This window comes from Sulfitobacter noctilucae (assembly GCF_000622365.1).
Lineage (GTDB): Bacteria > Pseudomonadota > Alphaproteobacteria > Rhodobacterales > Rhodobacteraceae > Sulfitobacter > Sulfitobacter noctilucae.
The window spans coordinates 966,928-987,871 of the sequence record NZ_JASC01000014.1 but is presented as its reverse complement, the minus strand read 5'-3'; the positions used below and the strand labels follow the sequence as shown (position 1 = coordinate 987,871).

Genomic DNA, 20,944 nt, shown 5'->3' with positions numbered 1-20,944 from the left:
AAGGTTATCCTTGCATCCGCGCGAGCCGAACCGATGGCTGTCGTGCCAATCGGAGCGTCCTATGGCCTTGATCTTTCGCTGGCTTATCCGCCTTGCCGCTGGCCTGATCATGTTGAGCGTGCTCAGCATCGCGACAGTCTATTGGCTCGCCTCGCGGTCCTTGCCGGACTACACTGACGACGTCGCCGTGCGCGGCCTGAACTCCCCGGTCGAGATTGTCCGTGATAATGCCAATGTACCGCATATTTTCGGGCAGTCCGACAAGGATGTCTTCTTTGGTCTCGGCTTTGCCCATGCGCAGGACCGCATGTGGCAGATGATCATGCTGCGCCGCACGGCGCAAGGTCGGTTGAGCGAAGTTTTTGGCAGTGCCACGCTGGATATCGACCGTCTGCTGCGCAGATTGGATCTGTATCGGCTCTCGGTCCAGTCGGCAGAAGTTTTGGACAGCGAAACCAGTGCCGCTCTGGAGGCTTATGCAGCGGGCGTGAATGCCCGACTTGAGCAGATCAACAGCGAAGCTTTGGGACGTGGTGCGCCGGAAATGCTTTTGTTCAATGCGCCAATGGCACCCTGGCGCGGGGCGGATTCAATCGCGATCACCAAACTCATGGGTGTCCAATTGTCAGGCCATCTTCAGGCCGAGGTGATCCGTGCGCGTACCTCTTTGGCGCTGCCGGATCAAAAGCGGTTGCTGGATATTCTGCCCGACAGCCCCGGTGCCGGCATCGCGGCCTTGCCTGAATATGCCGCACTTGTGCCCAGCGTACCGCGCTATGCCGAAAATCAGCCGCTTTATCCGCATCCGCTTAGCCCTTTCAAGGATCGCGCACTGGCGGGCGCGTCAAACGCATGGGCCGCGGCCCCTGCCCGCTCGGCCTCGGGCGGGACGCTTCTTGCCAACGATCCGCACCTTGGCTTTACCGCGCCGGCGATCTGGTATCTTGCACGGCTCGAGCTGCAATCTGGTGGTGTGATCGGGGGGACGATCCCCGGCATGCCAGTTGTACTGACCGGACGCAGCGATGCATTGGGCTGGGGGCTGACGTCCTCCTATATGGACGATCAGGATGTCTATGTCGAAGAGCTGAACCCCGACAACTCTGGCCAGTACCGCACGCCAGACGGGTTCAAGGACTTCACCACGCGGGCTTCGATCATTACCGTGAAAAATGCAGATCCCGTCACTCTCACGCTGCGTTGGACAGACAACGGGCCGGTTCTGCCCGGCAGTCATTACAACCTCGCCAGCATAACGCCCCCCGGTCATGTGGCCACAGTGAACTGGACCGTGCTTGACTCGGCCGATACCTCGCTTGGGGCCGCGATGCGGTTGATGGAGGCGAAAAGCGTCGAGCAAGGCATCGCGGCTGCTGAAACCTATCTCGCGCCCTCGCAAAACCTTACACTGGTCGACCGCGAGAACATCGCCATGAAGACCATCGGTGCCATTCCAAAGCGCGATGCCGCCCATGCTTCGCAAGGCCGGATGCCGAGCCAGGGATGGGTCGAGACGAACCGCTGGCAAGGCCGCATGCCCTATGCGAACAATCCGGAGTTTATCGCACCTCAGGGCGGCATTCTGGGCAATACGAACAATAAAATGGTGGACCGGCCCTTCCCCAGTCATGTGTCCTATGTCTGGGGTGACACCCAGCGCGTGCAGCGTTGGCAACGGCTGATGCAGACGCGGCAGGTGCATACCCGCGACAGCTTTATCGAGGCGCAGTTAGACACGGTCAGCTTTACCGCGCGGTCGTTGCTGCCGCTGATCGGTGCCGAGCTGTGGTTCACCGGCGAGGCCGCCCCCGATGGCACGCCCGAGCGCCAGCGCCAGCGTGCATTGATCCTGCTGGCGGGCTGGTCGGGCGAGATGAACGAACATTTGCCCGAACCGCTCATCTATGCGGCCTGGCTGCGCAGCTTGCAGGCGCGGCTTATACAGGACGAACTGGGCCCCTTGGCGGACGAATTTGACCATGTGCAGCCTTTGTTCATCGAGCGGGTGTTCCGCGATGTCGACGGGGCGTCTGTCTGGTGTGATGTGCGCCAGTCGGCCCGCGTGGAAACCTGCGCCGAGATGGCGCGGCTGGCACTGGATGATGCGCTTTTGTGGATCAACGAGACATGGGGCACGCAGCTGGAAAGCCTGCGCTGGGGCGATGCGCATCAGGCAACGCATGACCATCAGGTGCTGGGCAACGTGCCGGTGCTGCGGTATTTTGTGAACATCCGCCAATCCACCAGCGGCGGGGATAATACGCTGCAGCGTGGCAAGACCAAGGGCAGCATGCCCAATCCGTTTCATAACGTACACGGTGCCGGATACCGTGGAGTATATGATTTCGCGGATCCTAATTCGTCTGTCTTTGTAACCTCGACGGGTCAGTCAGGGCATTTCCTGTCGCGGCATTATGACGATATGGCGCAGCTTTGGCGGCGCGGTGAGTATATCCCCATGTCGCTGGACGCAGACCTCGCCCGCGCGGCGTCGGTTGGTGTGACAACATTGACCCCTGCATCCGAATGAACCGCGTAATCCTCTTCAACAAGCCCTTTGGGGTTCTGTCGCAATTCACCGACAAGGGAACCGAGGGCAGCAGCAGACCAACGCTATCTGGTTTTATCAACGAGCCCGGCTTCTATCCCGCCGGGCGGCTGGACCGTGACAGCGAAGGCCTCATGGTGCTGACCGACAATGGCGCGCTGCAAGCCCGGATCGCGCATCCGAAGTACAAGCGCCCCAAGACCTATTTGGTGCAGGTCGAAGGAACACCCGAGGCTGAAGCCTTAGCTGCACTGCGCAGCGGTGTTGTGCTGAAAGATGGCAAGACCGCTCCCGCTGAGGTGGCCCAAATCGAGGCACCTGATCTCTGGCCCCGCGACCCGCCTGTGCGGTTCCGCAAGACGGTGCCTGATGCCTGGCTGCGCATCACCATCCGCGAGGGCCGCAACAGGCAGGTGCGGCGAATGACGGCCCATGTGGGCCTGCCAACGCTACGCCTGATCCGGGCCAGCGTCGGCGACTGGCACCTGAATGATCTGGCCCCCGGCGCATGGCGTTGGGCAACAGAGACAGGTGCCTGACCAAAAGCAATCCCGTCCCTTCACCTTGATGAGCGCCTAAACGGCCTACAAAACAGCGCGGGTGATCGCCACGCCGGCGGTTGCCGATACTGCGGTCAGGCAGGTGCCCCATGCAAAATCGGTCAGCGTCATAGTCCATGTCCAGTCCTTCATCACCGCAAGCGACGTGAATTCGTAGGTGCCATAGCCCATCGCGCCGATCAGCGCGGCATTCCCCAGTACCCACAGCAGGCTCTTGTCTTGGCTCATCGCGGGATATGAGACGAACCACAACAGCACTGCAATATAGAAGGCATAGAACATGATTGCCGGGCCGATGCGGAACTGATCGAGCAACAAGGGGCCGATGTCCCTCTCGAACGTGGGTTTGATCAGATAGCTGAGGCCGAGATAATCCAGCCCCATGAAGATCACGAAAGTCGACAGGTAAAGAGTGATGATTTGCATAACAGTGCTCCAGTGTGATGCACTTGATATGTAGCACAGATTGGAAAATTCGAATTTTCAGGTCAAAAGCTTTTGATGTCTGCTTAGGCTCTAGAGAAGCTGGAACTGCGCTTCTTGCTTGGCCGACCAGCGGACCGTCAGGTCAAAGCCCTCTTCCGTCTGGGCCTCTCGTATCACCACATCCTGTGCAAACAGCCATGCGCGCTTTTTGCCCTCGGCAAAACTCAAGCTTAGGTCAGCCTCGCGCACTGCGCCTTGCAGCGCAATGGCGACGACCTCTTGTAACCCGTCCAGCCCTTCACCCGTAATGGCGGAAATGGCGATGACGTCTTCGTCCCTTTCTGCCCGCGCGCGCACGGCATCGGCGGCATCGGTGGGCAGCAGATCAACCTTGTTCCAGACCTCGAAACTGCGGGTTTCCTTTGGCACACCGAGAGAAGAGAGAATATCGGCAACATTCTGCGCCTGTTCTTCCGTCTCCGCGTGGCTGATGTCGCGCACATGCAGAATGATGTCCGCTGCGAGCACTTCTTCCAATGTGGCGCGGAACGCTGCGACCAATTCAGTCGGCAGATCGGAGATAAAGCCCACCGTATCAGAGAGGATAATCTCGGGGCCATCCGGCAGGACGAGACTGCGCATCGTAGGGTCGAGGGTGGCAAAGAGCATGTCCTTAGCCATCACTTCCGCCCCCGTTAGACGGTTGAAGAGGGTGGATTTCCCGGCGTTGGTATATCCCACCAAGGCGACAATCGGATAAGGAACCTTGGCCCGTGCCGCACGGTGCAATGCGCGTGTCTTTACCACCTTTTCCAACTGGCGTTTCAGGCGCACCAACTGGTCGTCAATGGCACGGCGGTCCGCTTCGATCTGAGTCTCGCCGGGACCGCCGACAAAACCAAGCCCGCCTCGCTGACGCTCAAGGTGGGTCCAGGCGCGGACCAGTCGTGTGCGCTGATAGTTGAGCGCGGCCATTTCAACCTGCAACACACCTTCGCGTGTGGCGGCACGGTCGCTGAAGATCTCGAGGATCAGCCCGGTGCGGTCAAGCAGTTTGACACCCCAAGCCTTTTCCAGATTGCGCTGCTGCACGGGGCTAACGGGGCCATCGACTAGCACCAGTTCAACCTCGTTTTCCTCCAGCAGATCATGGACTTCCTTGATCTTGCCCTTCCCGAAAAGCTTGCCCGCATCCACGTTGCGCAGCGGCACGATGTCGGAGCCGACCACGTCCAGCGCGGGCAAGGCACGCGCCAATGAAACAGCCTCGGCCAAGGCTGGGCCGGGATCGCGGCGGTCGGGATTGTTGCGGATTTCGGGATGCAGAACCCAAGCGCGGGTGACGCGTGGGCCTTCTGTATCGTCGATCTGAAAGGGCGCTTTGCTCAAGAAGCGTCTTCGCCTTCATACAGGCTGATCGGCTGGCTTGGCATGATGGTTGAAATCGCGTGCTTATACACAAGCTGGGATTGTCCATCGCGGCGCAGCAGAACGCAGAAGTTGTCAAACCAAGTGATCACACCTTGCAGCTTAACACCGTTGATCAAAAAGATGGTGACGGGTACTTTGGTTTTACGCACATGATTCAGGAACGCATCCTGAAGATTCTGTCTGTCAGACGCCATTTTAGGTTCTCGCTTCTTTTTTTCTTGCTGGCACCCGCATGTCGGGCCCCCCGTTTTGACCGACTATGAATGTCACGCGCCGGAGTTTCCACCCCAAATATTTTAGATGGTTGCAGTTTTGACGCGGATCAGTGTCAACGCAGCAACATCGCGCCCGTCGAGTACCAACCAAGCGTCCTTTAAGAGCGCCAGAGATCCGGAGTCAGTAGCGCGATGATCGCCAAGGTTTCAAGCCGTCCCAGCACCATAGCACCACAGAGGATCATCTTGGCCGCATCGCTGAGTTCAATCAGACGGATGGGCGCATCTGCGGCAAATTGCGTTAACGGCCCAGTAGTCGACAGGCTGGCCACCGACAGCACAAGCGCCTGTTCAAAGGTACTGCCCGCAAGGGTCAGCGCCAGCATGATCGCGGCCAAAGACAGCGCGAAGAGCATGAAAAAGATCCAGGCGATAAAGGCCCCATTGCTTTGCAGGCGGCGCCCCGCCACCCCCTGCCCGCTTACCGAATGGGGATGGACCAGCCGTTCCAACTCGCGGCGGCCATTGAGATAGAGCGCAAAAACACGCAGCAGCTTCACACCGCCCGCGGTCGTGGCCACACCGCCGCCGGTCAAGGCGAGCCCCATCAACACCAGGCCAGGCGTGCCCAGCCCCGACCAGTTTTGCGCGGCCGCCCAATGCTCGGAGACAAAGCCCGTCGTGGTCAGGAACGACATCACGGTAAACACAGCGCCCCAAAGCGCATATCCCGCGTCTGTCAGATTCTCCATCGCGGCCACGTCATAGGCCCCCAGAAAATGGCGCATGAAGATGAACACCGGCACCGCCGTCACAAGAAAGATGCCGATGCGGAATTCCGGATCGGTTCTCAGACCGCCCTGGGTGGCGGTTACGGTGTCTTTTGAAAACGTGAGACGCGAGAGCGCGAAGAGCATGAAAAGCAACATCACCGCTTCGCCGGTGATCCCGACAGACCCGATTTGCACGCCGCCCACATTCGATATGCCGGAAGTCGCCAGCACCGACATTGCGTGACACAGCGCGGTCAACGGGGTTTCCCCGCCGCCGAGAAGCAAGAGCCATAAAAGCAGGGTCAGTCCTGCATAGATCGGAGCCAGCGCACGGGTGGCACGCCACACCCGCAAATGGGGGTCCAACGGCGCGGAACGCGCACTACCGGCCGCATCCCGGCGGCCAGGTTCGGCCTGGGCAGTGACTTCGAAACCGCCAAGATGCAACGGTGCCAGAATGGCAGAGGCTGCAACCCACATCAGCAATCCACCCATCCAGCCCACTTGCGCGCGCCACATATGCAGCGTCCCGCTCAGGCGTTCCGGGTCCTGAAACATCGTAGCGCCAGTGGTGGTCATTGCGCTGACCATCTCGAAATAGGCGTTCAACGGGCGCGTGGTCGGCAGCGCTTCGAGAAAGGGCACGGCGCAGTAGAAGGGCAAGAGCACAAAGGCACCGAACAAGGACAGCAGCGGCCCCAATGCAGTCTGCTGGTTGCGCCTGCCGTTCAGCACGGCGGCCATCATCAAGAAGATCACCAGACCCAGAAGCCCGGCGTAGAAAAACGCGCGCGCACTGTCCAAGTCGCGCACCACCAGACCGTGCACCGCAGGCGCGAACATCGATAGCGCAACGGTGCCGAACAGCTGCAACAACAGCGGTAGGTGCAACAGTTCTTTGCGCATATAGCTTTTGCGGCTCACTCAGGACGGCTCCTTTTGGCGTGGCAGCGCTAGAAAAAGTCGATGGAGACCTGCAACAGCTGCTCCACCTCGGGCACGTCTTCGGCCAGTGCAAAGACCGCGATCGTGTCACCTTCCTCGATGCGGGTTTTACCCAGCGGCCGGATCACCTTGTCACCTTTGCGCAGCATCCCGATCAGAACGCCTTCGGGAAAATCGATTTCCGAGACGGTTTTGCCTGCGATGGGCGAGGTCGAGAGCACCTCGGCCTCAATCACCTCGGCCTCTGCATCACCGATGGAGTAAACCGCCCGCACGCGCCCGTGCCGGATGTGGCGCAGAATGGACGAAACGGTCGTGGCGCGGGGATTGATATAGGCATCAATGCCGAGTGGCGTCATCAATGGTACCAACGTCGGGTCGTTAATCAGGGCAATGACATATTGGCAGCCCTCTGCCTTGGCACGAACACAGGTCAACATATTTGTCTTGTCGTCGTCGGTAATCGCCAGCATGGCGTCCGCCCGTGCAATGCCAGCCTCGGCCAGCAAGGTCGCGTCCAGACCGTCGCCGTTCAACACAATCGTCCGCTCGAGCGCTTCGGCGGCACGTTCGGCGCAGCGGCGGTTCTTTTCGATCACTTTGGTGCGGATGCGGCGGGGATCGGCCTCCAGCGCCTTGGCCACGGCCAAGCCGACATTGCCGCCGCCCACCAGAACCACGCGTTCTTGCTTGCTGACAGTCTTGCCAAAGATCTCCATCGTGCGCGAGATGTCATCGCGGTGACAAAAGACATAACAATCGTCACCCACGAAGAGCTGGTCTTTGGCTTCCGGCGCAAACAGCGTGCCATCGCGGCGTACCCCGACCACCACGGCTCTCAGGGTCGAAAAGAGATCGCTGAGCTGGCGCAGGGGGGTGTTGACCACCGGACATTCGTCTTCGATGGTAATGCCCAGCAAGTGCGCCATGCCGTCCATAAAGGTTTCGGTATCAAAGGACGCGGGTGCCGAAAGCCGTTGCAGCGCGGCGGCGGCGACTTCTTTCTCGGGGCTGATGACCACATCGATGGGCATGTGATCGCGGCGGTAAAGATCGGAATAGATCGCCGTCAGATAGGATTGGCTGCGCAGGCGGGCAATCTTGCGATTGATGCCAAAGACCGAATGGGCCACCTGGCAGGTGACCATATTGACCTCGTCCGAATGCGTCGCGGCGATGATCATCTCGGCATCACGGGCACCAGCGCGGTCCAGCACATCAGGGTAGCTCGCAAAGCCAGCGACCCCTTGCACATCAAGCGTTTCGGTGGCGCGGCGCACAAGATCGGGGTCGCTGTCCACAACCGTTACATCGTTTCGCTCGCCACTCAGATGCCGGGCGATTTGCCAACCGACCTGACCGGCACCGCAAATAATTACTTTCATGCCTGGCCCCTAACGCAGCCTGTGCGGGAAGGCCAGCACTGGCCCTGCTCCCGCGGATCATCATGGTTAGAAGACATGCCGCCCTCCAAAGCAAGGGGCAAATGCATTGCGCTAGGGGACCGATGGGTGCAGGATTGGGGGATGAAACATTTTTCTCTTCTCGCCCTTATCACCCTGACTGCCTGCGCCCCGCTTGAGACCTATTACAAGCCGGGTGCCTCTGTCGCAGCTGTAAACCGCGACACCACCGCCTGCGCGGTTCAAGCGTTGGAAGATGTCCCGCAAGTGATGCAGATCATACGCAAACCACCACGTTTCATTCCTGGCAGGCGTGTGTGTGACGCGGATGGAAACTGCAAACAGAAACCCGGATACTATATCGACGGTGGTGTCGAAAGCTACGATCCCAATGTCGCCCTACGCCAACGGGTGGAGCGGCAATGTATGGCCGACAAAGGCTATGCGCCGGTGTCGATCCCGCCCTGCCCTGACCGCGTGGCCAAAGCAGCACCTCTGGCGGCCACCACGCGCCTGCCGCAGCTGAACGAGGGATCTTGCGTGATCCGGAACGGTGATGGCAGTTTCCAGATCGTGACGCGCGGGTAAGTATCCCGTCGGTGTTGCGCCCTATTGTTGTAGCGCATCTGCTGGAACTGACGTTCTATGGTATTTTTAAAAGGGTGAAACGGGGCCGTTCAGCCCTTAATTGGCGGTTTCCTCGGTGTCTTCGTCCATATGCGCCACCCGAACACCCGATTTGGCCGATGTCACAACACCAAGCGATTTCAGCTTGCGGTGCAGCGCTGATCTTTCCATGCCGACAAAATTGGCAGTGCGGGAGATATTGCCGCCAAAGCGATTGATTTGGGTGAGCAAATATTCGCGCTCAAAAGCCTCGCGGGCTTCCCGCAGGGGCAGCGTGGCCAGGGCAGAGGAGAGGACAACGCGGCCATCTTCTTCGGCAGCGGTTTCTTCGCCGGGCAATTCGCGTGCTTCAATCGGGCCAGTGCCGTCTCCAAGGATCAGCACCCGTTCGACCAGATTTTTAAGCTGTCGCACGTTGCCGGGCCAGACCATCGTCTGCATCAGCGCGATCGCATCCTCTGTCAGGGGGCGCTGGGGCAAGCCTTGGGAGCTATTGAATTCCGCGATGAAATGCTCGGCCAGAAGCGGGATATCCTCCCGGCGTTCTTCCAGCGAGGGCACGGCGATTGGCACCACGTTCAGGCGGTGGAACAACTCCTGTCGGAACGTATCGGCGGCGATGGCGGTTTCCAGATTCTTGTTGGTCGAAGAGATCACTCGCAGATCAACGCGCACTTTGTCATTGCCGCCAACGCGGTGGAATTGCTGATCGACCAGAACGCGCAGGATCTTGCCCTGCGTGCCCAACGGCATGTCGGCGACTTCGTCAAAATAGATGACGCCGCCATGGGCCTGTTCCAGCAGGCCCGGCTCAATGCCTCGTTCCGCGCTCTCGCGGCCAAAGAGGACTTCTTCCATGCGGTCTGGCTCAACACCCGCGCAATTGACGGTGACAAAGGGAGCGGACGCGCGGTTGGAATTTGCGTGGATATAGCGTGCAGCGACTTCTTTCCCGGCACCGGCGGGGCCGGTCAGCATCACGCGGCCATTGGATTTGGTGACCTTGTCCAACTGGCTCATCAAAGCGCGGAACGCTCCGGACGCGCCCAGCATGTCCGCGCTGGACACATCGCGGCGTTTGAGGCTCTGGTTCTCGCGGCGTAAGCGCGCGGTTTCCATGGCGCGGCGGATCACCACCAGCAACTGGTCGATGTTAAAGGGCTTTTCGATAAAGTCGTAAGCGCCCTGTTTGATCGCGGCGACGGCAATCTCGATGTTGCCATGGCCCGAAATGATCACCACCGGTACATCCGGGTTATCGCGTTTCACGGTCTTGAGGATATCGATCCCGTCCATCCGGCTGTCCTTGAGCCAGATGTCGAGGATCATCAGCGCAGGCGGTTCGGTATTGATCGCAGCCATGGCATCATCGGAGTTGCCGGCGAGCCGGGTGGCAAATCCTTCGTCCTCCAGGATGTCGGAAATCAATTCCCGAATATCACGTTCGTCGTCTACGATCAGGATGTCACTCATGCGCTGTCTCCACTAAATCCGTTGGTTTCTGGCCCTTGTCATTCGGGCCTTTATGCTCTGTGCCGGACTGTTCCGGCTGCGGCACGAGCGGCAAAGTAATCACCGCCATCGCACCAAAATGGTCCTGTCCGTCAAAGACAGGGGCGTTTTCGAGGGCGAGCGTACCGCCATGTTCCTCGATAATCTTCTTGACGATGGGCAAGCCCAGTCCTGTGCCTTCGCTGCGGGTGGTCACATAAGGCTCAAAGAGCCGAGCCCGGTCTTCTGGCAATCCGATGCCGTTGTCTGCGATGGTCAGATTTGCCGTTGTATCAGTGCAGGTCAAATGAACCGCAATCTGCGGCTTCATACCTTCTGGCGCACCTTTTTCCTTCAAGCTTTCAATCGCTTCTCCAGCGTTCTTAATCAAGTTTGTGAGGGCTTGAGAGATCATCGTGGCGTCAATCTCGACCACCGCGGGGTCATCGGGCAGCGTGGCACGGATGCGCACATCAGGCTGGCCGGATTGCTGCAAGAAGACCGCGTCACGCAGCAATTGGCGCAGATCCTGACGCGACGTTTCAGGTTCGGGCATGCGGGCGAATTTGGAAAATTCGTCAACGATACGGCGCAGATCACCTGTCTGGCGGATGATCACCCCGGTCATTTGTTCAAGGCTATCGGCGTCCGCGCCCAGTTTGGGCGAGAATTTGCGCTGTATGCGCTCCGCGCTCAGTTGGATCGGTGTCAGCGGGTTTTTGATTTCATGTGCGATGCGCCGTGCCACGTCGCCCCATGCGGCCATACGCTGTGCGCTGACCAGATCAGTCACATCATCAAAAGCCACCACATAGCCTTCCAGCCGCCAGTCTTCCGAGCGGCGCGTGGCCATACGCACCAATAGGTTCTCCATCGCGCCGCCCCTCGAGACTTTGACCTCGCCCTGCGCCACCTCACCTGAGCCCTTCGAGACTGTTTCAAACAACGGGCCAAATTCGGGAATGGCAACGGCAAGTGCCACCGATTGCTGGTCTTCGCTCCAATCCAGCAAGCGCGCGGCAGAGCGGTTGACGAAGGTCACGCGGCCCTCAGGATCAAGGCCCACAACACCCGAAGTCACTGACGACAAAACAGAATCAAACAACCGTCGGCGACGTTCAATCTGACGGGTGTTGTCCAACAGTGTCTCGCGCTGGCCCTGCAGTTGCTTGGTCATTTGGTTGAAATAGCGGCTCAGCATGGCGATCTCATCATCGCCGTCCTCTTCACGGACCTGCACGTTGAGATTACCCGCACCGACCTGTTGAGCGGCACCAGTGAGCCGCCCCACCGGACCGGACAGGCGTTCGGCAAACCATAGCCCCAGCCAGACAGCGGCAAGGATCAGGATGACGGCAAAGCCGAGGTACAAGAGGCCAAACTCAAAGAGCAGCCGACCGCGCTCGGATTCGAGCTGTTGGTAGAGGCGCACTGTTTCGGTGGTGTCGTCCAGCAGGGCAAGGATTTCGCCGTCGACCTCGCGGCTTACATAGAGATACCTATCGGCAAAGGACGCCATTTGTACCAAGGCGCGGAATTCGTTGTTAGCCCAATCCTCGATGATCACAAGGCCCTCTTCGCGGGCTGTGCTGAGATCTTCGACACTGGGTTGTTCAAAATCGAACAGATAGGACCGGTCACCGCGCGCGCGAATTTGGCCTGTCCCATCAATCAGATAAGCTTCGCGCAGGCCGCGCTGCACCTGTCGTTGTCCTTCGCCCAAAAGCGCGCTGTCAGACAGATTGATGCCCTGATTGCGGGCAGTATCCAGACTGCGGGCGAGGCTTTGCGCATCGAGGATCAGATCTTCGCGCTGTTCGGATTCGTAGGCCTGCGCCGCTGCGAGGGAAGAGCCGACCACGCCGCGCACCCGGTCCGAGAACCAGCCTTCAAGACCCACATTCACGGTCAGACCGGCAAAGACGGCCACCGTCACCGTCGGGATCAGCGCCATCAGCGCAAAGACGCCCGTCAGGCGCAAATGCAATCGCGAGCCTGCGGATTTGTCGCGCCGTGCCGCGATCAGGCGGGCCACTTGGCTGAGCACAAGGGCGGCGACCAGCAAAATGTAGACCAGATCGGTCAGCAGCATCAGCCGCAACGACAGCGTATTGGCCCCCTGCCCCAAAGGCCCCAGCACGAGATACGTGCCAAGCGCCAGAACGGGGCCCAGAACAACCAAACCCAGCGTCGCAAGATTGCGCAAGCGTTTCAGGCGCCGCAAACGGCCCAATTGGTCGAGTGTAAAACTGCGTGACAGGGTTGCCACCCGCTGCCCTCACCGATGATGTGGTGCGCATGCGCACCTACCGCCATATTATGTGGTCCTAACCCCGCTCAGTTGTTGGTTGAGACAAGATGGCCACGGTTATGTGGCGGTTTTACATCATCTTGCGTCCTCTTGTCACCTCTATATCGAGGTCGGTGATCTTCTTACGCAAGGTATTGCGGTTGATGCCCAGCAAATCCGCACATTTGGCCTGATTTCCGGAGGTCGCCGCGAGTGCGATTTCGATGAGCGGTGCCTCGATTTCACGCAGGATGCGGGCATAGAGACCCGGTGGCGGCAGCATCGCGCCATGCTGATCGAAGTAGCGGCGCAGATGGCGTTCAACCGATGCGCCAAGCCGTTCGGTATTTGCCTGCGCATGTACAGGCTCGGTCGCAGGCTGTGCGCCAAGCACCTGTTCGGCTTCGGTCTGGCTTATTTGCGGTGCCCGGCTGGTCAGGGCCAGCTGGCGCATCGCATGTTCAAGCTGTCGGACGTTGCCGGGCCACGAATAATTGGTAAAGACCTTGCGCGCCCCATCCGACAGGCTGCGCGGCAGTCCGCTGCCGCCCTCGGTACGTTCCAGAAAATGCGCCGAAAGCAGATCAATATCTTCGACCCGGTCGCGCAACGCAGGCACATGCACTGTGGCGCCCGACAGCCGGTAGTAAAGATCCCGGCGCAGGCTGCCTTTCTTCATCGCTTCGGCCAGATCAGATTGGCTGGTGGCAAGGAAACGCGGGCTGTATTCGCCCGGTGCGTCCATCATCCGTGCGATCCGGGCCTGTAGCTCAAGAGAGATGTCGCCGATCTCGTCGATCAACAACGTGCCGCCGCGGACACGGGCCAGCACGCGGGCCGGTCCTTCGAGGTCTTGCAGATCGACGCTGGTGATGGTGACAAACGGCAGTGTGCGCCGATCGGAAAAGTCGTGGATTGCCTTGCCGATCAGCGACTTGCCCGTGCCGCTTTCGCCCCAGATCAGCACCGGCAAATCGGTGTTCATGACGCGGGCGACAAGCCGGTACAGCGCTTGCATCACCGGCGTGCGCCCCACCAGCGGCAGATCATCGCGCTCCGCCTGTCCTGCATCCGTCGTCGGCTGCGGACGCGGTGCAGCCCCTTTGCGGTCCAGCGCGCGGGCTGTGCGCTTCATCAGGTCGGGCAGATCAAAAGGTTTGGGCAGATAGTCAAAGGCATCTGCCTCCGCCGCCTTGATCGCCGTCATGATGGTGTTTTGTGCTGAGATTACGATGACCGGCAGATCGGGCCGGTCCTGACTGATCTTTGGCAACATCTCGAGACCATTGCCATCGGGCATGGCCACATCGGTGATCACCGCATCGCCCCTGCCCTCGCCAACCCAGCGCATCAAAGTGGTCAGGCTTGACGTGGCATGCACCTTGCAGCCCGCACGGGTGAGCGCCTGTGTCAGGACAGTTCGGATTGTGCGGTCATCATCTGCGACCAATACGGTACCATCCATTGCTTAACTCTCCGTTGTTGAATTTGGTTTGGCCGTGGCGGCGCGGGGCAGAGAAATCCGAAACACGGTGTGGCCGGGCACCGACTCGACGGAAATCCAGCCGTCGTGTTCGGAAATGATCTTGGACACCAGGGCGAGGCCAAGACCTGTGCCGTTTTCGCGGCCCGAGACGAAGGGGTCGAACACATCACCGCGGATGTTTTCGGGCAGGCCCGGTCCATCGTCAATCACTTCGATCTGCAATGGCAGGGACTGGCCCGTGCCATCGGCGCGGCGCATGCGGAAGGAATGTTCAAAGTAGCTATGCAAACGGATCGTGCCGCCGCCGTCGCCTGCTGCCTCAGACGCGTTTTTGAGCAGGTTCAACACCACTTGCAACAACTGGTCCTTGTCGCCCATCGCCACGGGCAAGGACGGATCATAATCCTCGATGATCTTCATCTGGCTGCCAAAGCCCAGCAGTGCGGAACGGCGTGCGCGGTCCAACACATCGTGTAGGTTGACCGGCGCGCGTACCGGCTCTGTCAGGTTGCCGAATTGTTCGACCCGGTCGAGCAGTTTCACGATACGCCGGCTTTCGGCGACAATCAGATCTGTCAGTTCCAACTCATCTGCATCAAGGTTCATCGATAAAAGTTGTGCAGCTCCGGTGATCCCTGCCAGCGGGTTCTTGATCTCATGCGCCAGCATTTCGGCCATGCCGATGGCAGATTTGGCAGCTGATTTAACCGAGTGGTTCTGCGTCATGCGTCCGGTCAATTCGCGGGCAGAGATCATCATGATCATATAGCCCGGAATGCCTTGCAGGGGTGCGATCTCAAGCGCGGATTTTTGCGGCGCACGGTGACCGCTGCCCACATCCACATCATTTACAAAAAGCGCTGTTTCCTGTGCGCGGGCGCGGGCAAAGGAATCCTCGATCGGGAAGTCGACTGCCACCATGTCCCAGACCGGAACGCCGGTGACGGATTTGGCAGAGGCGTTGAAAAAACCTTCTGCGGCGGGATTGATGTCGGCGATCTTGTCTTCTGCGTCGATCATCAGCGTGGGGATCGGCAAGGAGGCCCAGATGCGTGTATCGGTTTTCATGCGGCCACCTGCGCGTCCGGTTCATAATACATCGCCTGCGCGATCAAGCGACGGGTATCGCGCGGCGTTGCGGCCGTCAGCACAGCGCGGCGCAAATCAGGCGGTGTGCCGCAAGTATCCATGTACCAACCCAGATGTTTGCGGGCGACACGCGGACCAAGCGGCAGGCCGTAGAATTCCTGCATCGCCTCATAATGGGACAGAACCATATCGGCAAAGGTAGCCCTTTGGGGCACTTCGGGCGCTGGCGTGCCGTATATCTCATGCGCGACCTGTGCCAGAAGCCAAGGCCGCCCTTGTGCGCCGCGTCCGATCATCACGCCATCCGCACCGGATTGGGCCAACGCAGTACGAGCGTCGTCAGCCGAGGTGATATCCCCGTTCGCGATGACGGGAATGCTGACGCTTTCCTTGACCTGTGCGATCGCCCGCCAGTCTGCGGAGCCTTTGTAGAACTGGCACCTTGTACGACCGTGAATGGTGATCATTTGCACCCCAGCGGCTTCGGCGCGGCGAGCGATATCGGGTGCGTTCAGCAGATCGTCGTTCCAGCCCAGCCGGGTTTTCAACGTCACTGGCACGTCAACCGCGCCCACCACCGCTTCAATCAGGCGCAACGCATGATCGGGGGTCCGCATGAGGGCAGAGCCGGACAGCCCCTGCGTGACCTTCTTGGCAGGACAGCCCATGTTGATGTCGATGATCCGCGCGCCCTGTGCGGCGATGATGCGGGCCGCCTCTGCCATCGGGGCGGCCTCACGGCCAGCGATTTGTACGGATGTGCCCTCCACGCCCAGACCCAGCTCCGCTTTTTCGCGGGTACCGGGGCGGCGCGTCAATAACTCGTGGCTGGCGACCATTTCCGATACCACCAGACCCGCGCCAAAGCTTGCCACCAGGCTGCGGGTGGGCAAATCGGTGATTCCAGCCATCGGTGCCAGCAAAACAGGCGGTGTCAAATCAAGAGGTAATGCGAGCGCAGTCAAACGCCTAATCCTTGTGCAGTTAACAGCGGTGTAGTGAAATGTTGGTTATAGTACAATATTTCAGCAGCATAATTCAGGTGGACATCCGCGCATCTGCCCAAAAAATGAGCGCTTCGGCCTTGCGATTGCATGCGCCCCTGTCTGCCCCTAGATAGATGCCATAGACGGCCGGCCGTCACATCAATGGGAGCGGGATGCAATGGATATTCGAACCGGCAACGGCTTTGACGTGCATGCCTTCGGCCCCGGTGATCATGTCGTGCTCTGCGGTGTGCGGGTGCCGCATTCGCATGGGCTGGTGGGCCACTCGGATGCTGATGTGGGCATGCACACGGTGACAGATGCAATTTACGGTGCTCTGGTACAGGGTGACATCGGCCAGCATTTCCCGCCCTCTGATCCGCAGTGGAAAGGTGCCGCGAGTGATATTTTCCTTCGGCATGCGGTGGCTCTGGCCGACAAGACGGGGTTCACTATCACCCATGTTGATTGCACGCTGATTTGCGAGTTTCCCAAGGTCGGCCCCCATGCACAGGCGATGCGGGCGCGGATGAGCGAGATTATGGGGCTGGACGTGGACCGTGTCTCGGTCAAGGCAACGACCTCTGAGCGGCTTGGATTTACGGGCCGCGGCGAAGGCATTGCCTGCCTTGCAACAACAACATTGGTGAAATTATGAAACTGGCATCTGTGATCGGTACGGTTCTGGGCGTCGGTTATATCCGCCCAGCGCCGGGTACGTGGGGCTCGCTGGTCGCGCTGCCTTGGGCCTGGGCTTTGCATGTGATTGGTGGCTTCCCCTTGCTGGTGCTTGCCATCGTTGTGGGTTTCTTCAAAGGCTGGTGGGCCACGGCCACGATGACACAGGATCAGGACAATCATGATCCATCCGAGATCGTGGTCGACGAGTTGATCGGCCAGTGGATTGCGATCTTGCCTCTTAGCTACGCAGCCTGGTCGATGGAGATTTCGATCCTCGCGATGTGGCCCGGCTGGATCGCGGCTTTCGCGCTCTTTCGGTTGTTTGACATCACCAAACTGGGGCCCGTCGGCTGGGCCGACCGTATGGACACCCCCTTGGGAGTGATGTTGGATGATGTCATCGCAGGCGTTCTTGCGGCACTTGGTGTTCTGGCACTGGCCGCGCTTTACCACGGGGTCTTGTAAATGAGCCTCGCGGCGCAAATCCTAGAGCTGGCGGTCCAGAAGAATGTGATGATCGCTTGCGCCGAAAGCTGCACTGGTGGGATGGTCGCTGCAGCGCTGACCGATCTGCCGGGATCGTCCGCCATGATGGAGCGGGGGTTTGTCACCTATACCAATAGCGCCAAGGTCGACCTGCTGGGCGTAGCGCAGGCCACGCTTGATGCGGTTGGCGCAGTCTCCGAAGACGTCGCGGGCGAGATGGCGTCAGGTGCCCTGGCCCACTCCGGCGCGCAGATCGCCGTTTCGACCACCGGGATCGCAGGCCCCGGCGGATCTGAGCATAAACCCGAAGGACGGGTCTGTTTTGGCATCGCGACAGCGCAAAGCACGATCGTCGAGACACAGGAGTTCGGCGCTTTGGGCCGCGGCGCGGTCAGAACAGCGGCGCGGGATCACGCTTTGTCGCTGATCCTGCAAACACTTCAAAACATGCCTTGAAATTCGGCAAATCGCCCCCAAAGTCGCCCATAACTTCGGCAGTTTGATATTTGCACAATGATTTAGCGTCTTGGGGGTTTTCCGAGCAGCATCCCTGCGCAATCTCCGCCGTTAGGATTTGTTACGAGGGAAGAGAACAATGAACGCTGCCGATACTGCATGGATCATGACCGCCACGGCGCTCGTGCTTTTGATGACCCTACCGGGTCTCGCTTTATTCTACGGCGGCCTTGTCCGCGCGCGCAATGTGCTAAGCGTTTTTATGCAATGCTACGCCATCGCATGCCTTATGTCCGTTTTGTGGTTTCTCGTCGGCTATTCGATCGCCTTTGGTCCCGGTGAAAGTGGCTTTTGGGGCGGTCTGGCGAAGGCGGGTTTGAGCGGCGTGGATGCGGACAGCTTGTCCGGCACCCTGCCCGAGATCCTGTTCTTTGCCTTCCAGATGACATTCGCCATCATCACGCCGGCGTTGATTGTCGGTGCCTATGTGGAGCGTATCAGCTTTCCGTTCATTCTGTTGTTTTCCGGGCTCTGGATGCTCTTGTGCTATGCGCCGGTCGTCCATTGGGTCTGGGGCGGCGGTATGCTGGCCGATGGCGGTATCTTTGGTGAAACCGGCGTGCGTGATTTCGCGGGCGGTATTGTGGTGCATGAAACCGCAGGGATTGCAGCGCTGGTGCTGGCTGTTATGCTGGGCGCGCGCAAGGACCACAGCAAACCGCCGCACAACCCCGGTCTCGTGATGATCGGTGCCGCGCTTTTGTGGGTGGGCTGGTTCGGCTTTAATGGCGGCTCGCAACTGGCCGCAGATGGCGGGGCCGCGATGGCGATCACGGTCACCCATATTTCCGCCGCAACCGCCTCGCTGACCTGGGCGTTGTGGGAGCGGATCAAGTTCGGCAAAGCCTCGCTTGTCGGCATCGTCACCGGTACCATTGCCGGTCTTGCCTCTATTACGCCGGCCTCCGGTTTCGTGGGTCCCTGGGCGGCGCTGCTGATCGGTGCGGTTGCCGGTATCCTTTGTCAGGAAGCGGTTGTGCTGATCCGCAACAAGCTGAAGGTCGATGACACGCTGGACGTTTTCGCGGTGCACGGGGTTGGTGGCATCTTTGGCACCATCATGATCGCCGCGCTTGGTGCCGGGTCCTGGGCCGCACAATTGGGATCACTCGCTATTGTTGGTGTTTTCACTCTTGTTGTGTCTGTCGTGATCGCGCTGGTCTGCCGGATGATCGTGCCGATTCGCGTTGATGCCGAAACCGAAAACGGCGGTTTGGACCTCGCCGTACACGGCGAGCGGGCCTACGATATTACAAGCTGATCCGTAAACGCCTGCAGATCGCGCTCTTGTGCGGCCTGCCATAATGCCTGTGATGGCGCGTCACCCAAAAGCGCTTGGGCTTTGGACCTGAGCTTGTTCGCCCGCTGGTCCAGCGTCATTGGGGTCATCAGATCATGGCGCAGATGACGCACCGAGCCATCCGCCAGGGTGACCGCAATTTCGGACTGCGTTTCAGTCAACCGTGCATCTTCGCTGACCGTGATCCGGGCGCGCAAATCGCGGATTACAGGGTCTTGGGTGACCGCATCAGTAAAGCTGTCGATGCGCGACGTAGAGCGCCCTGTCAGCGTCATTGCAGCGGTCTGGCCATAGCTGAATTTCGCCGCAAGACCGGTTTGCGGTGTCAGGATGTTGCACACAGACATCCAGCGCGGATGGGTGCGAATGTGCATTTGTGCCACCTCATCCGCGCTCAATTTGGCAGTTGCCAATGCTTCGAGCATCGCGTGCAGACCGTGACAGCAGGCGTGAAACTTATGGCTGATGGTCAGGATGTGCCAGTCAGCCGAACCTCGCGGCAGGTCCACGGTGGCCCCCTGCCCGTGGTGTGTTGCGCCAAAGCCCAGAGGGCCAGCCAGCCCGTCCTCCGCAGCCGTCATGCCCGCCTGCGCCCAAAGTGCGGCTTCTACTCCCGTGCGGGCCGCAAGCCCTGCATTCAAAGGCTTGGCCATCGTGCCGAATTGCGCCTTGATCCCCGACGCCATACTGGCACAAAGGCCGAGCGCATAGCGGCTTTGCACCGGATCAAGATCCAGCAGTCGGCAGGCCGCCAGTGTCGCCCCGAAGGCCCCCGCGGTGGCCGTCTGGTGATAACCCACTTGATAGTGGTCGCGGCCCAGCCAAAGGCCCACAGCAATTGACGCCTCGACCCCGATGGTGGCAGCGTCGGTCAAAGTGGCCAGATCGGCGCCAACCGTTTGAGCCAAGGCCAACACGGCTGGTACAACGGCCACTGATGGGTGGCCGATATGGGCGAAATGTGTGTCGTCATAGTCAAGCGCGTGGGACAATGTGCCGTTGATCAGGGCCGCGGTCGGGGCATTGGCGGTGCCCCCGCCCAAGATCACATGCGGTCCGGGGTTCATCGCTGTCTGCGTGCTGCGAAATCCCGCGAACTCGGTTTCCTGCGCGCCAGCGACGCCACATGCGGCCCAATCAAACAGGGACAGTCGCATCATTCCCGCAGCGTCTGCGGGTACGGCCGTGGTGGCAAAAGCCAGCAACCCGTCCGTGATCGTTGCCATCAGCTCGGCGTCCCGTACAGCGCCTTGGCGCGGGCTTCAAAGGCACGTACGACCCTCTGCATCGCTTCGTTGAACACAACGCCAATGATCTTTTGCAAGATCGCGTTCTTGAATTCGAAGTCGACGTGGAAATGCACCTTGCACCCGCCCTCGGCATCCTCGAAGGCCCAGTTTGACTTCATATGTTTGAACGGTCCGTCCAAATATTCCGTGTCGATCTTGCGGTCGTCAGGCCACAGCATCACGCGGGAGGTGAACCTTTCGCGGAACACTTTGAAACTGATCACCAGATCCGCTTCCATGACGCGGTGATCGCCCACAACCTCATCCTTTCGGATGCGGGCAGCCGCGGTCCAGGGCAGAAATTCGGGGTATTTGGCCACATCCGCCACCAGATCGTACATCTGGTCTGCGGTATAGGGTAATTTTTTAATCTCGGAATGGGTCGGCATTGCTTTCCGCGCT

General features: G+C 59.7%; 18 protein-coding genes and 1 pseudogene. 7 read left to right on the top strand and 12 right to left on the bottom strand.

What is annotated here, in order from left to right:
* Nucleotides 1-61: 61 nt before the first annotated feature.
* Nucleotides 62-2,530: a penicillin acylase family protein gene (locus Z945_RS0114925; RefSeq protein WP_025052904.1), complete on the top strand. Its 2,469-nt coding sequence runs from the start codon at nt 62-64 to the stop codon at nt 2,528-2,530.
* Nucleotides 2,527-3,087: a pseudouridine synthase gene (locus Z945_RS0114920; protein WP_025052903.1), complete on the top strand. Its 561-nt coding sequence runs from the start codon at nt 2,527-2,529 to the stop codon at nt 3,085-3,087. Before Z945_RS0114925 ends, Z945_RS0114920 begins: the two co-directional genes overlap by 4 nt.
* Before the next feature lie 45 nt (nt 3,088-3,132).
* On the opposite strand, the gene Z945_RS0114915 is transcribed toward Z945_RS0114920, so the two are convergent.
* From Z945_RS0114915 to trkA, 5 genes are all read right to left on the bottom strand, one after another.
* Nucleotides 3,133-3,534 carry a DUF2177 family protein gene (locus tag Z945_RS0114915; protein ID WP_025052902.1) on the bottom strand — a complete coding sequence of 134 codons (402 nt, stop codon included), beginning with the start codon at nt 3,532-3,534 and terminating at the stop codon, nt 3,133-3,135.
* 90 nt (nt 3,535-3,624) lie between these two features.
* A complete protein-coding gene (hflX, locus tag Z945_RS0114910; RefSeq protein WP_025052901.1) occupies nt 3,625-4,923 on the bottom strand; it encodes a GTPase HflX in 1,299 nt (432 codons plus the stop codon).
* A complete protein-coding gene (hfq, locus tag Z945_RS0114905) occupies nt 4,920-5,159 on the bottom strand; it encodes an RNA chaperone Hfq (RefSeq protein ID WP_007119530.1) in 240 nt (79 codons plus the stop codon). Before hfq ends, hflX begins: the two co-directional genes overlap by 4 nt.
* Nucleotides 5,160-5,338: 179 nt before the next feature.
* Nucleotides 5,339-6,859: a TrkH family potassium uptake protein gene (locus tag Z945_RS0114900; RefSeq protein WP_037971358.1), complete on the bottom strand. Its 1,521-nt coding sequence runs from the start codon at nt 6,857-6,859 to the stop codon at nt 5,339-5,341.
* A gap of 47 nt (nt 6,860-6,906) precedes the next feature.
* Entirely contained in the window at nt 6,907-8,283 is a 1,377-nt protein-coding gene (trkA, locus tag Z945_RS0114895; RefSeq protein WP_025052899.1) for a Trk system potassium transporter TrkA, read from the bottom strand.
* Nucleotides 8,284-8,424: 141 nt separating this feature from the next.
* Between trkA and Z945_RS0114890 the strand changes: the two genes are divergently transcribed.
* Entirely contained in the window at nt 8,425-8,889 is a 465-nt protein-coding gene (locus tag Z945_RS0114890) for a hypothetical protein (protein ID WP_025052898.1), read from the top strand.
* Nucleotides 8,890-8,985: 96 nt separating this feature from the next.
* On the opposite strand, the gene ntrX is transcribed toward Z945_RS0114890, so the two are convergent.
* From ntrX to dusB, 5 genes are all read right to left on the bottom strand, one after another.
* Complete coding sequence (gene ntrX / locus Z945_RS0114885) at nt 8,986-10,401, bottom strand: nitrogen assimilation response regulator NtrX (RefSeq protein WP_025052897.1); 1,416 nt, start codon at nt 10,399-10,401, stop codon at nt 8,986-8,988.
* Nucleotides 10,394-12,688, bottom strand: coding sequence for a sensor histidine kinase NtrY-like (locus Z945_RS0114880; protein ID WP_025052896.1), 2,295 nt, complete (start codon nt 12,686-12,688; stop codon nt 10,394-10,396). The genes ntrX and Z945_RS0114880 overlap by 8 nt, the downstream gene beginning before the upstream one ends.
* 112 nt (nt 12,689-12,800) lie before the next feature.
* Nucleotides 12,801-14,174 (bottom strand): sigma-54-dependent Fis family transcriptional regulator, encoded by a 1,374-nt coding sequence (locus tag Z945_RS0114875; RefSeq protein ID WP_025052895.1) that lies wholly within the window; start codon nt 14,172-14,174, stop codon nt 12,801-12,803.
* A 3-nt stretch (nt 14,175-14,177) separates the two neighbouring features.
* Nucleotides 14,178-15,263: a two-component system sensor histidine kinase NtrB gene (locus Z945_RS0114870; protein WP_025052894.1), complete on the bottom strand. Its 1,086-nt coding sequence runs from the start codon at nt 15,261-15,263 to the stop codon at nt 14,178-14,180.
* Complete coding sequence (gene dusB, locus Z945_RS0114865; protein WP_052862723.1) at nt 15,260-16,195, bottom strand: tRNA dihydrouridine synthase DusB; 936 nt, start codon at nt 16,193-16,195, stop codon at nt 15,260-15,262. The genes Z945_RS0114870 and dusB overlap by 4 nt, the downstream gene beginning before the upstream one ends.
* 253 nt (nt 16,196-16,448) lie before the next feature.
* Here dusB and ispF point away from each other — a divergent pair.
* The 4 genes and pseudogenes from ispF to Z945_RS0114845 form a co-directional block, all read left to right on the top strand.
* A pseudogene (ispF, locus tag Z945_RS0114860) lies at nt 16,449-16,928 on the top strand (2-C-methyl-D-erythritol 2,4-cyclodiphosphate synthase); the annotation flags it as partial.
* The gene (locus Z945_RS0114855) at nt 16,925-17,416 is read left to right on the top strand and encodes a phosphatidylglycerophosphatase A family protein (RefSeq protein ID WP_025052891.1); all 492 of its coding nucleotides are present in this window, start codon (nt 16,925-16,927) and stop codon (nt 17,414-17,416) included. The pseudogene ispF and the gene Z945_RS0114855, both read left to right, overlap by 4 nt.
* On the top strand, nt 17,417-17,893 hold the full coding sequence (locus Z945_RS0114850; RefSeq protein WP_025052890.1) for a CinA family protein: 477 nt from the start codon (nt 17,417-17,419) through the stop codon (nt 17,891-17,893).
* A 139-nt stretch (nt 17,894-18,032) separates the two neighbouring features.
* Nucleotides 18,033-19,214, top strand: coding sequence for an ammonium transporter (locus Z945_RS0114845; RefSeq protein ID WP_025052889.1), 1,182 nt, complete (start codon nt 18,033-18,035; stop codon nt 19,212-19,214).
* On the opposite strand, the gene Z945_RS0114840 is transcribed toward Z945_RS0114845, so the two are convergent.
* On the bottom strand, nt 19,196-20,479 hold the full coding sequence (locus Z945_RS0114840) for an MmgE/PrpD family protein (RefSeq protein WP_025052888.1): 1,284 nt from the start codon (nt 20,477-20,479) through the stop codon (nt 19,196-19,198). The genes Z945_RS0114845 and Z945_RS0114840 overlap by 19 nt on opposite strands.
* The gene (locus tag Z945_RS0114835; protein ID WP_025052887.1) at nt 20,479-20,931 is read right to left on the bottom strand and encodes a type II toxin-antitoxin system RatA family toxin; all 453 of its coding nucleotides are present in this window, start codon (nt 20,929-20,931) and stop codon (nt 20,479-20,481) included. Before Z945_RS0114835 ends, Z945_RS0114840 begins: the two co-directional genes overlap by 1 nt.
* Nucleotides 20,932-20,944 lie beyond the last annotated feature (13 nt).

Coding starts and splice junctions, on each gene's coding strand:
- Z945_RS0114925 (WP_025052904.1), top strand. CDS start 62: ATGGCCTTGATCTTTCGCTGGCTTATCCGCCTTGCCGCTGGCCTGATC.
- Z945_RS0114920 (WP_025052903.1), top strand. CDS start 2,527: ATGAACCGCGTAATCCTCTTCAACAAGCCCTTTGGGGTTCTGTCGCAA.
- Z945_RS0114915 (WP_025052902.1), bottom strand. CDS start 3,534: ATGCAAATCATCACTCTTTACCTGTCGACTTTCGTGATCTTCATGGGG.
- hfq (WP_007119530.1), bottom strand. CDS start 5,159: ATGGCGTCTGACAGACAGAATCTTCAGGATGCGTTCCTGAATCATGTG.
- Z945_RS0114900 (WP_037971358.1), bottom strand. CDS start 6,859: ATGCGCAAAGAACTGTTGCACCTACCGCTGTTGTTGCAGCTGTTCGGC.
- trkA (WP_025052899.1), bottom strand. CDS start 8,283: ATGAAAGTAATTATTTGCGGTGCCGGTCAGGTCGGTTGGCAAATCGCC.
- Z945_RS0114890 (WP_025052898.1), top strand. CDS start 8,425: ATGAAACATTTTTCTCTTCTCGCCCTTATCACCCTGACTGCCTGCGCC.
- ntrX (WP_025052897.1), bottom strand. CDS start 10,401: ATGAGTGACATCCTGATCGTAGACGACGAACGTGATATTCGGGAATTG.
- Z945_RS0114875 (WP_025052895.1), bottom strand. CDS start 14,174: ATGGATGGTACCGTATTGGTCGCAGATGATGACCGCACAATCCGAACT.
- Z945_RS0114870 (WP_025052894.1), bottom strand. CDS start 15,263: ATGAAAACCGATACACGCATCTGGGCCTCCTTGCCGATCCCCACGCTG.
- dusB (WP_052862723.1), bottom strand. CDS start 16,195: ATGGCTGGAATCACCGATTTGCCCACCCGCAGCCTGGTGGCAAGCTTT.
- Z945_RS0114855 (WP_025052891.1), top strand. CDS start 16,925: ATGAAACTGGCATCTGTGATCGGTACGGTTCTGGGCGTCGGTTATATC.
- Z945_RS0114850 (WP_025052890.1), top strand. CDS start 17,417: ATGAGCCTCGCGGCGCAAATCCTAGAGCTGGCGGTCCAGAAGAATGTG.
- Z945_RS0114845 (WP_025052889.1), top strand. CDS start 18,033: ATGAACGCTGCCGATACTGCATGGATCATGACCGCCACGGCGCTCGTG.
- Z945_RS0114840 (WP_025052888.1), bottom strand. CDS start 20,479: ATGGCAACGATCACGGACGGGTTGCTGGCTTTTGCCACCACGGCCGTA.
- Z945_RS0114835 (WP_025052887.1), bottom strand. CDS start 20,931: ATGCCGACCCATTCCGAGATTAAAAAATTACCCTATACCGCAGACCAG.